Genomic DNA, 13589 nt, shown 5'->3' with positions numbered 1-13589 from the left:
TGGAATAAACCGTTGGCGGCGGACTGCTGTAGACTCTGCGTCAACCACGCCCCCCCTTCGAGTCTGTGATGCACAAAGAAACCGAACTGAAGCTCCGCGCCAGTCGCGAGACCCTTGCCGCCCTGCGCGAGCACCCTCTGCTGAAAAAGCGCAACAAGTCCGGCTGGCAGACCCGCGAACTGCTCAACCAGTACTTCGACACCCCCGAGCGTGAGCTGTCCGCCGCCCGTGTCGCCCTGCGCCTGCGCCGCGACGGCGACGCCGTCATCCAGACCCTCAAGTGCCGCGGCACCAGCGTGGCCGGCCTGTCCGAGCGCAACGAGTACGAGTGGAACCTGGACAAGGTCAAGCTCGACCTGAAAAAGCTGGACGCCACCTGCTGGCCCGAGCAACTGGCCAACCTGGACAAGAAAACCATCAAGCCACTGTTCACCACCGACTTCAGCCGTGAATACGCCGAAATCGCCTGGGGCCGTGGCAAGAGCAAAGTCGTGATCGAGGCTGCGTTGGACCAAGGCTTCGTGATCGCCGGCAAGCGCAAGGAAGAAATCTGCGAACTGGAGCTGGAACTGCGCGAAGGTGAACCGCAAGCCCTGCTGGAACTGGCCGCCGAGCTGGCCGCCAGCCTGCCCCTGATGCCTTGCGACATCAGCAAGGCCGAGCGTGGCTACCGCCTGCTGGAGCCGGACAGCTACGAGCTGGGCCTGCCGCACACCGAGCTGGACGCCGAAATGGCTGTGGACGATGCCTACGCCGCCCTGGCCTGGCAACTGCTGGGCAGCAGCCAGCGCCTGGCCGAGCAATACCGCCACAACGGCCACTGGCGCCTGCTGCAGGACTGGGTCGAGTGCCTGAGCGAGCTGCGCGCCATCACCGCCAGCCTGGGCCAGGCCGCGCCGCGTGCCACTACCCGCGACCTGCGCAGCAGCCTGGACGCCCTGCTGGAAGACTGGCGCCCGCTGGTGCAGGCCGGCAACGATGACGAAGACATTCGCCGCGCCGCGCCCGAGCAGTTCGCCGAAGAGCTGGAAGACGTGCGCTGGGGCCAGTTCTCGCTGGAAACTTCGCGCTGGCTGCTGGCCCGCGCCTGGACCGCCGAGCGCAAGGGCCGTGGCGAGCGTCAGGGCAAGGCGCAACTGGCCAGCTGGCTGGGGCACCTGCTGGGCGAAGAAGGCCGCGCGTTGAAGCTGCCGCTGTACACCCAGCGCCCGGAAGACCTGGCCGAGCAATTGCCACGTATCGAACAGTTGCTGGCCTGGCTGCACCATTCCCGCCAGGTACTCGAAGCGCCGCAGATGGACCGCCTGTATGGCGACCTGAAGAAGCTGCATGAGCTGGCTGAGTTGCCGATCAGCGATGAAGTGCTGGAGGCGCGTATCGAGCAGGCTCGGGCGGTAGACCAGAGCCGTGGCTGGAAGCACTTGCTCAAGGCTTAAGACCGCGTCGGATTGTTCGCGGGCATGCCCGCGAACGATTCACCGCGACAGTGGCAGGCTGGTGGTGGATTTGATCTCCGACAACGCCACAATCGAATTCACTTCCTGAATACCCGGCACGTTCGACAGCTTTTCGAAGAAGAAGCGCTCATAGGCCTCGATGTCCGATGTGACGATCCGCAGCAGAAAGTCCACCGACCCCATCAGCACATAACACTCCAGCACCTCCGGAAACCCGCGAATCGCCTCGGTGAATTCGGTGAAGTTGGAGCGCCCGTGCGCATTGAGCTTCACCTCGGCGAAAATCTGCGTGTTCAGGCCAACCTTCTTGCGGTCCAGCAAGGTTACCTGCCCACGAATCACCCCCTCCTCCTTCAACCGCTGAATGCGCCGCCAGCACGGCGATTGCGACAGCCCCACACGCTCGGCGATCTGCGCGCTGGACAGCGAAGCGTCTTCCTGTAGCAGCTCAAGAATGCGACGGTCGTAGGCATCCAGCTCGCTATGCATTGATGATTCTCCAAATAGGCAAATTTCGAATAGATCTATTCGACCAGTCCGCAAAACAGCCAAATCATAGCGAAAAAATACCGCCCCCAACGTGCAAGAATTTCTCCAACACTCGCGGAGACCAGCATGAACGCACAGCCCCGTACAGACGCCTGGGCCGCCAGCAACGCCCACAGCACCGTGCACTATCGCCTGCAAGCGGAAGCCGAGCCTGACAGCCTGTGCCGGGTGCTCAACCTGTTTGCCCTGCAGTTCCTGACCCCGCACAGCGTGCAGGTCAGCCAGCAGGATGATTGGCTGAATATTGAAGTCGGCATTGGCGGGCTTAGCTGGCACCGGGCCGAGGTGATTGCGCAGAAACTGCGTAACCTGGTGTGTGTGGGTGAAGTGAGCCTGACCAACCAGCAACGGGTGGAACTGGCGGTTGTATGAGCTTTTACCGGCCCTATCGCCGGCAAGCCAGCTCCCACAGGATCACCACAGGTTCGAACATTGCGCTGTACTTGTGGGAGCTGGCTTGCCGGCGATAGGGCCAGTACAGGCACAGCAAAATCCCGAAACGCTTCACCTCAAGTAACCTTCCGCCTCCCGGCTAGCCTTGATCAGCACTCACTCATCAGGCACGGACGCCAACCATGCACACTCCCGACAACCCGGCACTCGACCTCAAGCGCGTGCTCGAAGCCCTGATCGCCAACCAGCACCTGCACGCCAACGACACCTTGCAAGTCCTCGAATACGCAGCCGCCCACCCGGTCGGCCACCCGCTTGAGCAGATAGCCGCCTGCAGCCTGGAAAACCGCCAACACCCCGGCCAGCTTCTGGACCTGGACCGCCTCTGCCAATGGCTGGCGAACAAGGTCGGCCAGCCCTACCTGCGCATCGACCCGATGCAGCTCGACCTGCCCCAGGTCGCCGGCCTGATCTCCCCCGCCTTCGCCCAGCGCCACGGCATCCTCATTGTCGCCGCCGACGCGTCCAGCATCACCGTCGCCAGCGCCCAGCCCTACCAGGATGACTGGCAGGCAGACCTGGCCCGCAGCCTGGGCCGGCCGATCCGCCGCGTGCTGGCCAGCCCGGTGCAGATCCGCCAGTCAGGGCAGTCGTTCCAGCGCCTGGCCCAGTCGGTGAAAGGCGCGCAACACCAGCAGTCGGCCAGCCTGGGCGAGCTCGAACAGCTACTGGAGCTGGGCAAGCGTCAAGCCGAGGCCAGCGCGGACGACGCGCACATCGTGCATATCGTCGACTGGCTGCTGCAGTACGCCATCGAGCAACGCGCCAGCGATATCCACCTGGAGCCACGCCGCGAACAGGGCCAATTGCGCTACCGCATCGATGGCCTGCTGCATACCGTTTATACCTTTCCCGCCAATGTCACCCTGGCGCTGGTCAGCCGCCTGAAGCACCTGAGCCGCATGGATGTCGCAGAAAAGCGCCGGCCACAGGACGGTCGCCTGCAAAGCCGACTGCCGGGCGGCGGCGAGGTGGAGCTGCGGCTGTCTACCCTACCGACCCCGTTCGGCGAAAAACTGGTACTGCGCCTGTTCGACCCGCATCAGCTGCACGAGGGCTTCGACCGCCTCGGCCTGGAAGGGCCGCAACTGGCCCAGTGGCAAAGCCTGCTGCGCCAGCGCCAGGGCATCATCCTGGTCACTGGCCCGACCGGCTCCGGCAAGACCAGCACGCTGTACGCCAGCCTCAAGCTGCTGGCCACGCCACAGGTCAACCTGTGCACCATCGAAGACCCGATCGAACGCCTGGAACCCGCCTTCAACCAGCTGCAGGTGCAGCCGGCGCTGGACCTGGGTTTTGCCAACGGGGTGCGGGCCATGCTGCGCCAGGACCCGGACATCATCATGATCGGCGAAATCCGCGACCGCGAAACTGCCTTGGTGGCAGTGCAGGCGGCATTGACCGGGCACCTTGTGTTGTCGACCCTGCATACCAACGATGCCTGTTCTGCAATCACCCGCCTGCAGGAGCTGGGTGTAGCCGATTACCTGATCAAGGCGACCCTGGTCGGGGTCATGGCCCAGCGCCTGGTGCGTACGGTGTGCACAGACTGCCAGGCCCATGCATCAGCAACCTGCCGAACCTGCCGTGGCACTGGGTTCCACGGGCGCACAGGGTTGTTCGAACTGCTGCAACCCAGCGAAAAACTGCGCGCCCTGATTGGCCCGAACGCCGACCTGACCCATCTACGGCGCCAGGCGCTGGTCGATGGACTGATTGACCTGCGCCGTTGTGGGGAGGCCAAAGTGGCTTGCGGGCAGACCCGCACAGAGGAAGTGCTGCGCGTCTGCAACTGACGAAAAGTCCTTTGTATTCAAGGAACTTGCCTCACCGGAAAAGATCCAACGGCGCATCTTCAACCCTCACCCTTCGAGGTGTTTCAACATGCGTCTCAAAACCGCCATCGCCGCCGCTGCCTTGCTTTCTCTGCCTATTGGCTCGGCCATGGCCGATACCTTTTGGCGTAACGTGATGACTTCCGGTGCAACCACGGCATCGAGCTACCTGACCTCGCACGATCACAAGCTGGTAGTAGCCGCACAGGATGATGCCGGCAGCTTCGTGGCCAGCGAAGGCGCCATTCGTGGGCCGTTCCTGGAGGCGGCGTTGAAGCAGGTGCGGGCGGAGAATCCAGGCATGCAGGCTTCTGATATGGAGCTGGCGAATGCCATTCTGGCCAAGAATGCGGTAGCCGAATAACCGCGTCGCCCACTCCCACAGGGATCGCGCGAGGTTTGAGCCCTGTGCAACTCCTGTGGGAGCGGGCATGCCCGCGAAGAATCCAACACCTATTTTAGCGATACGCCTCCACCGGCACACACGCACAGAACAGGTTCCTGTCCCCATACACGTTGTCGACCCGATTCACCGCTGGCCAGTATTTGTGCTGACGCACATGAGCACTAGGCGCCACTGCCTGCGCCAGACTATAGGGCCGATCCCACACCCCCAACACATCTTCCAGGGTATGCGGCGCATGCTTGAGTGGGTTGTCCTCCGCCGGCCAGTTGCCCTCCTGCACTTCGGCAATCTCTGCACGAATCGCCAGCATCGCCTCGACAAACCGGTCCAGCTCGGCCTTCGATTCACTCTCGGTCGGCTCCACCATCAGCGTGCCCGGCACCGGGAATGACATGGTCGGGGCATGGAAGCCATAGTCCATCAGGCGCTTGGCCACATCCTCTTCACTGATGCCGGTCTGCGCTTTCAGCGGCCGCAGGTCGAGGATGCACTCGTGTGCCACGCGCTGGTTGCGCCCGCGGTACAGCACCGGGAAGGCGCCCCCCAGCTGGCTGACCAGGTAATTGGCCGAGAGAATGGCCACCTCGCTGGCATCAGCCAACTGCGGCCCCATCATGGCGATGTACATCCAGCTGATCGGCAGGATGCTCGCACTGCCCCAGGGGGCGGCGCTGACCGCACTGTTGTTCGGGTCCAGGCCAGGCACCGGCACCACCGGGTGGCTGGCGACAAACGGCTTGAGGTGCGCGCGAATGCCGATCGGCCCCATGCCCGGGCCTCCACCGCCGTGGGGGATGCAGAAGGTCTTGTGCAGGTTCATGTGCGAAACATCAGCCCCAATGTCCGCCGGGCGCGCCAGGCCCACCTGGGCATTGAGGTTGGCGCCGTCCATGTACACCTGGCCGCCGTGCTGATGCACCACCTCGCAGATTTCGCGAATGCCTTCTTCGTACACGCCGTGGGTGGATGGGTAAGTGATCATCAGGCACGACAAGCGCTCGCCAGCTGCGTGGGCCTTGGCTTTGAGGTCGGCCAGGTCGACGTTGCCATGGTCGTCGCAATCAACGATCACCACCTCCATGCCGGCCATCTGCGCCGAAGCCGGGTTGGTGCCGTGGGCCGATGACGGGATCAGGCACAGCGTGCGCTGTGGTTGATGTCGGCTGCGGTGATAGCGGGTAATGGCCATCAGGCCGGCGTATTCACCTTGGGCACCGGAGTTGGGCTGCATGCAGATGGCATCGAAACCGGTAATCGCGCACAACCAGCTTTCCAGCTCGTCGATCATCGCCTTGTAGCCCGTGGCCTGGCCTGCCGGGGCAAACGGGTGCAGTTGGGCAAAACCGGGCCAGGTGATGGGGATCATCTCGCTGGTGGCATTGAGCTTCATGGTGCAGGAACCCAGCGGGATCATCGACTGGTTCAGCGCCAGGTCCTTGTTCTCCAGCTGTTTGAGGTAGCGCAGCATCTCGGTTTCGCTGTGGTGCTGATTGAACACCGGGTGCACGAGGAACGGTGTACGCCGCACCAGGTTGGCAGGGATGCCTTCAGGCAGGGCCAACTGGTCGAGGGCGGCAATTTCCAGGCCGTGATCCACCCCCGCGAAAATGTCGAGCAAGCGCAGCACCGTCTGTTCGTTGCAGGTTTCGTCCAGGCTCACGCCCAAGTGCCCACGGCCGAGGATCCGCAGGTTGATTTGCGCAGCTTCAGCGCTTTCGATGATGGCCGCCTGGGCCCCGCCAACATCCAGGGTAAGTGTGTCGAAAAAGTGCTGGTTGAGGCGCTTGATGCCTTTGGCCTCAAGCCCTGCCGCCAGGATAAAGGTCAGTCGATGCACACGCTGGGCGATGCGTTGCAGGCCCTCCGGGCCGTGGTACACCGCATAGAAGCCGGCAATGTTGGCCAGCAGAACCTGGGCCGTGCAGATGTTGGAGTTGGCCTTCTCGCGGCGGATATGCTGCTCGCGGGTTTGCAGGGCCATGCGCAGCGCGGTGTTGCCACGGGCATCGCGCGACACGCCGATGATGCGCCCCGGCATGGCCCGCTTGTAGTCGTCGCGGCAGGCGAAGTAGGCCGCGTGGGGGCCTCCGTAGCCCATCGGCACGCCAAAGCGCTGGGTCGAGCCCAGTACTACATCGGCACCCAGCTCGCCGGGCGGTGCCAGTACTACCAGGCTGAGCAGGTCAGCGGCCACGCAGGCCAGCGCTTGCTGGCCGTGCAACTGGTCGATCAGCGGGCGCAGGTCGCGCACCTCGCCGTGGGTGTCGGGGTACTGCAACAAAGCACCAAACACCGCGTGTTTGCCAAGGTTATCCACAGCGTCGACGATCAGCTCGAAGCCAAAGCCTTCGGCGCGGGTCTTCAGCACCGACAAGGTTTGCGGGTGGCAGTGCTCGTCGGCAAAGAAGGCGTTGCTCTTGTTGCGCGCCACCCGCTTGGCCAACGCCATGGCTTCGGCGGCAGCGGTGGCTTCGTCGAGCAGCGAGGCATTGGCCAGCGCCAGCCCGGTCAGGTCGATGACCATTTGCTGGAAGTTCAGCAGCGCCTCCAGGCGGCCTTGGGCGATTTCGGGTTGGTACGGCGTGTAGGCGGTGTACCAGCCGGGGTTTTCCAGCACGTTGCGCAGGATGACCGTGGGGGTGATGGTGCCGTGGTAGCCCATGCCGATCAGACTGGTCCACACCTGGTTCTGTTCGGCGTAGGCGGCGAGTTTGGCCAGGGCGGCCTGTTCGTCCAACGCCGGAGGCAGGTCGAGGGGGCGGTTGAGGCGGATGTCGGGGGGAACGGTCTGCTCGATCAGCTCACGGCGGGTGGCAATACCCAGCGCGTTGAGCATGGCCTGCTGCTCTGCGGCATCGGGGCCCAGGTGGCGACGCAGGAAAGGGTTGAGCTCTTGCAGTTGATGCAGGGATGGCGACTGTGACATGACGACGCTCTCTTCCTAGACCGGGTCTCATGGAGACTTACAAGTCTAGGAAGGGATTGCCGATCCTGCGGGGAAACTTGTTTGCAGGCCCGGCCTCTTCGCGGCTAAAGCCGCTCCTAAAGGGATCGCACCGGCATCAGCAGCAGTGCAGCACCTGTGGGAGCGGCTTTAGCCGCGAAGCAGGCGACGCGGTCTTACTCACCGATGGCGGCGGCGTAACCGGCAGCATCCAGTAGCTTGTCCAGCTCGGCCGGGTTGCTTGGCTTCAGTTTGAAGATCCACGCACCGTAAGGCTCTTCGTTGAGCTGCTCCGGGCTGTCGGCCAGTTCTTCGTTGACCGCAATCACTTCGCCACCGATCGGTGCGTAAATGTCCGAAGCGGCCTTCACCGACTCGACCACACCAGCAGCGTCGCCTGCGGCGAACACCTTGCCAACTTCGGCCAGCTCGACGAACACCACGTCACCCAGGGCTTGCTGGGCGTGGTCGCTGATGCCCACGGTCACAGTGCCGTCGGCTTCCAGGCGAGCCCACTCGTGGCTTTCGGCAAAACGCAGGTCGGCGGGGATATTGCTCATGTCTTGAATTCCTCGATTGGCTCAGCGGTACGCCCGCCGGTTAAAAATGGTTCAGATCAGGATCTTGCCGTGGCGCACAAAGGTCGGTTTGACGACCCGCACCGGGTACCACTTGCCGCGAATTTCCACCTCGGCCCGGTCGCCGGTGGCCATGGGTACGCGCGCCAGAGCAATGGACTTGCTCAGCGTAGGCGAGAAACTACCACTGGTGATCTCCCCTTCGCCAATGCCTGATACACGCACCACCTGGTGGGCACGCAGCACGCCACGCTCTTCCAGCACCAGGCCGACCAGTTTTTCCTGCACGCCGTGCTCGATTTCCGCCAGGAGACCGGTGCGGCCGATGAAGTCGCGCTCGGCCGGCTCCCAGGCGATGCTCCAGCCCAGGTTGGAGGTCAGCGGGGTGTGGGTTTCATCGATATCCTGGCCGTACAGGTTCATGCCGGCCTCCAGGCGCAGGGTATCGCGGGCGCCAAGGCCGCTGGGCGCGATGCCGGCGCCGACCAGGTCGTTGAAGAAAGCCACGGCCTGCTCACCCGGGAAGATGATCTCCAGGCCGTCTTCACCGGTATAGCCGGTGCGGGCAATGAACCAGTCGCCTTCGGCAACGCCTTCAAACGGGCGCAGTTCACGAATAAGGGCCGCGCGTGCAGGGCTGAGCAAAGCGGCGACCTTTTCGCGGGCATGCGGCCCCTGGATGGCGAGGATGGCAAGGTCGGGACGGGGCTGGAAGTTCACGGCGAAACCGGCCCGCTGCTGCTCTAGCCAGTCGAGCACTTTGGCTCGGGTGGCGGCATTGGTGACCAGGCGGTAGCCGTTTTCCATGCGGTAGACGAGCAAGTCGTCGATTACCCCACCCTGCTCGTGGAGCAGCGGGCTGTACAGTGCCTTGCCGACGTCGTCGAGGCGGGCCACGTCGTTGGCCAGCAAACGCTGCAGCCAAACGCAGGCATCGGTGCCATCGACGTCGATCACGGTCATGTGGGAAACATCGAAAACGCCGCAGTCACTGCGCACCTGGTGGTGCTCCTCGACCTGCGAGCCATAGTGCAGGGGCATGTCCCAGCCACCGAAATCGACCGTTTTGGCGCCTAGCGCCAGGTGCAGGTCATACAAAAGCGTGCGCTGTCCCATGGGTTTCTCCTTCCGGGCGTGGCGAAGCGGCGGCGGTCGATGACGTTGGTCGTCAGCTCTTGTTGTAAGGACCCGCCGCGCGAATGCCGCGCATTGTAGCCGCAAGGTCGCAAGCTGGCACCCTCAGTGACTGTGACCGGGTCGACGCGCCGAACGGCGGATCAGGCCGATGACCGGCAGCAGGCCCACCAGCACCAGCGTCAATGCTGGCAGCGAGGCACGCGCCCACTCGCCCTCGCTGGTCATCTCGAACACCCGAACGGCAAGGGTGTCCCAGCCGAACGGTCGCATCAGCAAGGTGGCCGGCATTTCCTTGAGCACATCGACGAACACCAACAGCGCAGCACTGAGCGCGCCCGGTACCAGCAACGGTAGATACACCTTGAAAAACAATCTCGCGCCACCGACGCCCAGGCTGCGGGACGCCTCGGGCAGCGACGGGCGTATGCGCTCCAGGCTGCTCTCCAGCGGCCCGTAGGCCACTGCGATGAAACGCACCAGGTAGGCCAGCAGCAGCGCCGAGAGGCTGCCCAGCAACAGCGGCTTGCCGGCCCCGCCCAACCAGCTGGACAGCGGGATCACCAGGTGGTTATCGAGGTAGCTGAAGGCCAACATGATCGACACCGCCAGCACCGAGCCCGGCAAGGCATAGCCCAGGTTAGCCAGGCCTACCCCGGCGCGAATGCCACCGGTCGGCGCCTGGCGCCGGGCAAAGGCCAGCACTAGCGCCACGCACACCGTGACCAGCGCCGCCATGCCACCCAGGTACAGGGTGTGCAGCACCAGGCCGACATAACGCTCGTCCAGGTCGTGTCGGCCACGTTGCCAGAACCACGCCAGCAGCTGCAGCAGCGGGATGACGAAGGCGCAGGCGAACACCAGCAGGCACCAGCCGCTGGCCAACAGTGCCTTGACCCCGCGCAGGTGGTACAACGCCTGCCCCCGTGGCCGTTCGTTGCCGCTGCGGCTGGCCCCCCGGGCACGCCGCTCGCCGTACAGCACCAACATAACGGCCAGCAACAGCAGGCTGGCCAACTGGGCAGCACTGGACAGGCTGAAGAAGCCGTACCAGGTCTTGTAGATAGCGGTGGTGAAGGTGTCGAAGTTGAACACCGCCACCGCGCCGAAGTCGGCCAACGTTTCCATCAGGGCCAGGGCGATGCCGGCACCGATGGCTGGCCGCGCCATGGGCAGGGCCACGCGCCAGAACGCTTGCACCGGTGACAGCCCCAATACCCGTGCCGCTTCCATCAGGCCCTTGCCCTGGGCCAGGAAGGCTGTCCGCGCCAGCAGGTAGACATAGGGGTAGAACACCAGCACCAGGACGATGATCACCCCGCCAGTGGAGCGCACCCGTGGCAGGCGCATGGGCCCGAATACCTCGCGCAAGGCGCTTTGCACCGGGCCGGCGAAATCCAGCAGGCCGACGAAGACGAACGCCAGCACATAGGCAGGGATGGCGAATGGCAGCATCAACGCCCAGTCCAGCCAGCGCCGGCCGGGGAACTCGCAGAGGCTGGTGAGCCAGGCGAGGCTGACGCCCAGCACGGTGACGCCGATACCGACACCCACCACCAACGTAAGGGTATTGCTGAGCAGGCGGGTCATCTGGGTGTCGAGCAGGTGCGACCAGATCTGCGTATCGATCGACTGCCAGGACAGTAGCAGGACGCTCAGGGGCAACAGCACCAGGGCGGCGATCAGGGAGACCGGGAGGTACCAGCGGCGTTGGGGGGTGTGGGGCAAGTTCAATGTCTCTGTGGCTGATTTGCGACCGCTTTGCGGTCGTTCGCGGGCAAGCCCGCTCCCACAGGGACCGCACAAGGTTTGGACTCTGTGCAGTTCCTGTGGGAGCGGGCTTGCCCGCGAAAGGGCCCTTGCGGGCCCCGAAAGGATAAGGCCTGGCGCTTAGTTGTAGCCAGCCCGGTCCATCAGGCGAATGGCTTCAGCCTGGCGCTTGCCGGCAATTTCCACCGGAATGGTATCGGCCTTGAAGCTGCCCCAGGCGGCCACTTCCTCCGATGGCTTCACCTTCGGGTTGGCCGGGAATTCCTGATTGATGTCGGCGAACAGTTTCTGCGCTTCTTCGCCGGTCATCCATTCCACCAGCTTTTTCGCGGCTTCCGGGTGCGGTGCGTGCTTGGTCAGGCCGATACCCGACAGGTTCACATGCACGCCACGGTCGCCCTGGTTGGGCCAGAAGATCTTCACCGGCAGCTTCGGGTTCTGCTTGTGCAGGCGGCCGTAGTAGTAGGTGTTGACCACGCCCACGTCGCACTGGCCGGCCTCGATGGCCTGGATCACCGCGTTATCGTCGGAGAACACGTCGGTGGACAGGTTGTTGACCCAGCCTTTGACGATTTGCTCGGTCTTGGCCTCGCCATGGGTTTCGATCAGGGTGGCGGTGAGCGACTGGTTGTACACCTTCTTCGCCGTGCGCAGGCACAGGCGGCCTTCCCACTGTTTGTCGGCCAGGGCTTCGTAGGTGCTCAGCTCTTCGGGTTTGACCCGCTCGGTGGAGTAGATGATGGTGCGCGCGCGCAGGCTCAGGCCGGTCCAGTCATGGGACGAGGCGCGGTACTGCGACGGGATGTTCTGGTCGATGATGTCGGACTTGATCGGCTGCAGAATGCCCATCTGCTCGGCCTGCCACAGGTTGCCGGCGTCGACGGTCAGCAACAGGTCGGCCACGCCGTTGTCGCCCTCGGCCTTGATGCGCTGCATCAGCGGGGCTTCCTTGTCGGTGATGAACTTGATCTTGACCCCGGTCTTGGCGGTATAGGCATCGAACACCGGCTTGATCAGCTCGTCGATGCGCGAGGAGTACACCACCACTTCGTCCGCCGCTTGGGCGGTGCCGCCGAACAGGGTCAGGGCCAGAGCGGCCAGTAGGGGCTTGCGTGGCAACATGTGAAGCACTCCTCGGATCGTTTGAGAGGTGCAAATGGTAGTGAATCCCATTTTCTGGCTCATCTACCTAGCCGTTACCGGATGTTGCAGAGGGGGCCGCTTTCCGGCCCCGACAATCTCAAGCCTTGGCCAAATCCGGCAGGTCCCCACTCAAACCCAACGCCTGGCGCACAAACACCGCCTTGGCCTCCGGCATCTTCTCCACCAGTTTCAACCCACTGTTACGCAACCAGCGCAACGGCAGCGGATCAGCCTGGAACAACCGCTCAAAACCTTCCATGGCCGCCATCAACGCCAGGTTGTGCGGCATGCGCCGCCGCTCGTAACGGCTCAACACCTTCACATCTGCCAGCCGTTCACCACGCTCGCAGGCATTGACCAGCACCTCGGCCAGCACCGCAGCATCCAGGAAGCCCAGGTTCACACCCTGCCCGGCCAGCGGGTGAATGGTGTGCGCGGCATCGCCGATCAACGCCAGGCCCTCATCCACATAGCGCTTGGCATGGCGCTGACGCAGCGGCACGCACACCCGTGGGTCGGCCTGCAACACATCACCCAGCCGCCCCTCGAACGCCCGCTCAAGGGCCTGCAAGAAGGCCAATTCATCCAGCGCCATCAACTGCTCGGCATGCTCCGGCGTGGTCGACCACACAATCGAGCACCAGTCCTGCTGGCCGTCGCGGCTCAACGGCAGGAAGGCCAATGGCCCCTCATCGGTAAAGCGCTGCCAGGCCGTAGCCTGATGCCCGGCGCTGCAACGCACGCTGGTCACGATGGCATGGTGGAGGTAATCCCACTCGCGGGTTTCGCAGCCGGCCAGGCGTCGCACGGCCGAATTGGCGCCGTCGGCCGCGATCACCAGCGGCGCACGCAGCTGGCGGCCGTCAGCCAGGGTCAGCAGCCACTCATCGCCGGAACGACGCAGCTGCTCCAGCCGGGCGTTAGGCAACAGGCCTATGTCACTGTCGTGCAGGCGCTCCAGCAGGCCGTCCTGCACCACCCGGTTCTCGACGATATGGCCGAGCACCTGTGCATGCACACTGGCGGCCGAGAAATGAATCTGCCCGGTGCCACTGCCGTCCCACACATGCATGTCGGAATACGGTGTGGCACGCCGTTGGGCAATGCCGTCCCAGGCGCCAAGGCGTTCCAGGATGCGCTGGCTGGCCGCCGAAAGCGCACTGACACGCGGCTCGAACGGGGCTTGGGCATCGAATGGCTTGACCGTGAGCGGCCCGCCATCGAGCAAGAGGATTTGCAGGCCACTGTGGCGCAATGCCAGGGCCAGGGCGCTGCCGACCATACCGGCACCGACAATCAACAGATCTGCGCGCATTTCCA

At 64.0% G+C, this 13589-nt stretch carries 11 protein-coding genes; 4 read left to right on the top strand and 7 right to left on the bottom strand.

Going from position 1 to position 13589, the window contains the following annotated elements; all coding sequences use genetic code 11:
- The first annotated feature begins 68 nt into the window (after positions 1-68).
- On the top strand, positions 69-1436 hold the full coding sequence (locus tag A0O30_RS16715) for a CYTH domain-containing protein (protein WP_105947222.1): 1368 nt from the start codon (positions 69-71) through the stop codon (positions 1434-1436).
- A 39-nt stretch (positions 1437-1475) separates the two neighbouring features.
- Here A0O30_RS16715 and A0O30_RS16710 read toward each other — a convergent pair whose 3' ends face one another.
- Positions 1476-1946, bottom strand: a complete 471-nt coding sequence (locus A0O30_RS16710; protein WP_043198918.1) for an Lrp/AsnC family transcriptional regulator — start codon at positions 1944-1946, stop codon at positions 1476-1478.
- Positions 1947-2072: 126 nt separating this feature from the next.
- On the opposite strand from A0O30_RS16710, the gene A0O30_RS16705 reads away from it, so the two are divergent.
- The 3 genes from A0O30_RS16705 to A0O30_RS16695 all read left to right on the top strand — a co-directional run bounded on the left by A0O30_RS16705 (position 2073) and on the right by A0O30_RS16695 (position 4658).
- Positions 2073-2378, top strand: coding sequence for a hypothetical protein (locus A0O30_RS16705; RefSeq protein WP_060498136.1), 306 nt, complete (start codon positions 2073-2075; stop codon positions 2376-2378).
- Between the two features lie 203 nt (positions 2379-2581).
- Positions 2582-4255, top strand: coding sequence for a GspE/PulE family protein (locus tag A0O30_RS16700; protein ID WP_105947221.1), 1674 nt, complete (start codon positions 2582-2584; stop codon positions 4253-4255).
- Positions 4256-4343: 88 nt separating this feature from the next.
- A complete protein-coding gene (locus A0O30_RS16695) occupies positions 4344-4658 on the top strand; it encodes a DUF2388 domain-containing protein (RefSeq protein ID WP_019098663.1) in 315 nt (104 codons plus the stop codon).
- 94 nt (positions 4659-4752) lie between these two features.
- Here the strand turns inward: A0O30_RS16695 and gcvP are convergent, their stop codons facing one another.
- The 6 genes from gcvP to A0O30_RS16665 all read right to left on the bottom strand — a co-directional run bounded on the left by gcvP (position 4753) and on the right by A0O30_RS16665 (position 13584).
- Positions 4753-7626, bottom strand: a complete 2874-nt coding sequence (gene gcvP, locus A0O30_RS16690) for an aminomethyl-transferring glycine dehydrogenase (RefSeq protein ID WP_105947220.1) — start codon at positions 7624-7626, stop codon at positions 4753-4755.
- A gap of 194 nt (positions 7627-7820) precedes the next feature.
- Positions 7821-8204: a glycine cleavage system protein GcvH gene (gene gcvH / locus A0O30_RS16685; protein WP_105947219.1), complete on the bottom strand. Its 384-nt coding sequence runs from the start codon at positions 8202-8204 to the stop codon at positions 7821-7823.
- Between the two features lie 51 nt (positions 8205-8255).
- Complete coding sequence (gene gcvT, locus A0O30_RS16680; protein ID WP_105947218.1) at positions 8256-9338, bottom strand: glycine cleavage system aminomethyltransferase GcvT; 1083 nt, start codon at positions 9336-9338, stop codon at positions 8256-8258.
- A gap of 123 nt (positions 9339-9461) precedes the next feature.
- Entirely contained in the window at positions 9462-11084 is a 1623-nt protein-coding gene (locus A0O30_RS16675) for an iron ABC transporter permease (RefSeq protein ID WP_105947261.1), read from the bottom strand.
- 162 nt (positions 11085-11246) lie between these two features.
- A complete protein-coding gene (locus A0O30_RS16670) occupies positions 11247-12248 on the bottom strand; it encodes an extracellular solute-binding protein (protein WP_016712606.1) in 1002 nt (333 codons plus the stop codon).
- Between the two features lie 118 nt (positions 12249-12366).
- Positions 12367-13584: a 2-octaprenyl-3-methyl-6-methoxy-1,4-benzoquinol hydroxylase gene (locus tag A0O30_RS16665; protein WP_177410284.1), complete on the bottom strand. Its 1218-nt coding sequence runs from the start codon at positions 13582-13584 to the stop codon at positions 12367-12369.
- Positions 13585-13589: the final 5 nt, after the last annotated feature.

Origin of the sequence: Pseudomonas sp. LLC-1 (assembly GCF_002992185.1) — a bacterium.
Classification (GTDB): domain Bacteria; phylum Pseudomonadota; class Gammaproteobacteria; order Pseudomonadales; family Pseudomonadaceae; genus Aquipseudomonas; species Aquipseudomonas monteilii.
This window is presented reverse-complemented; position numbering and strand designations above follow the sequence as displayed.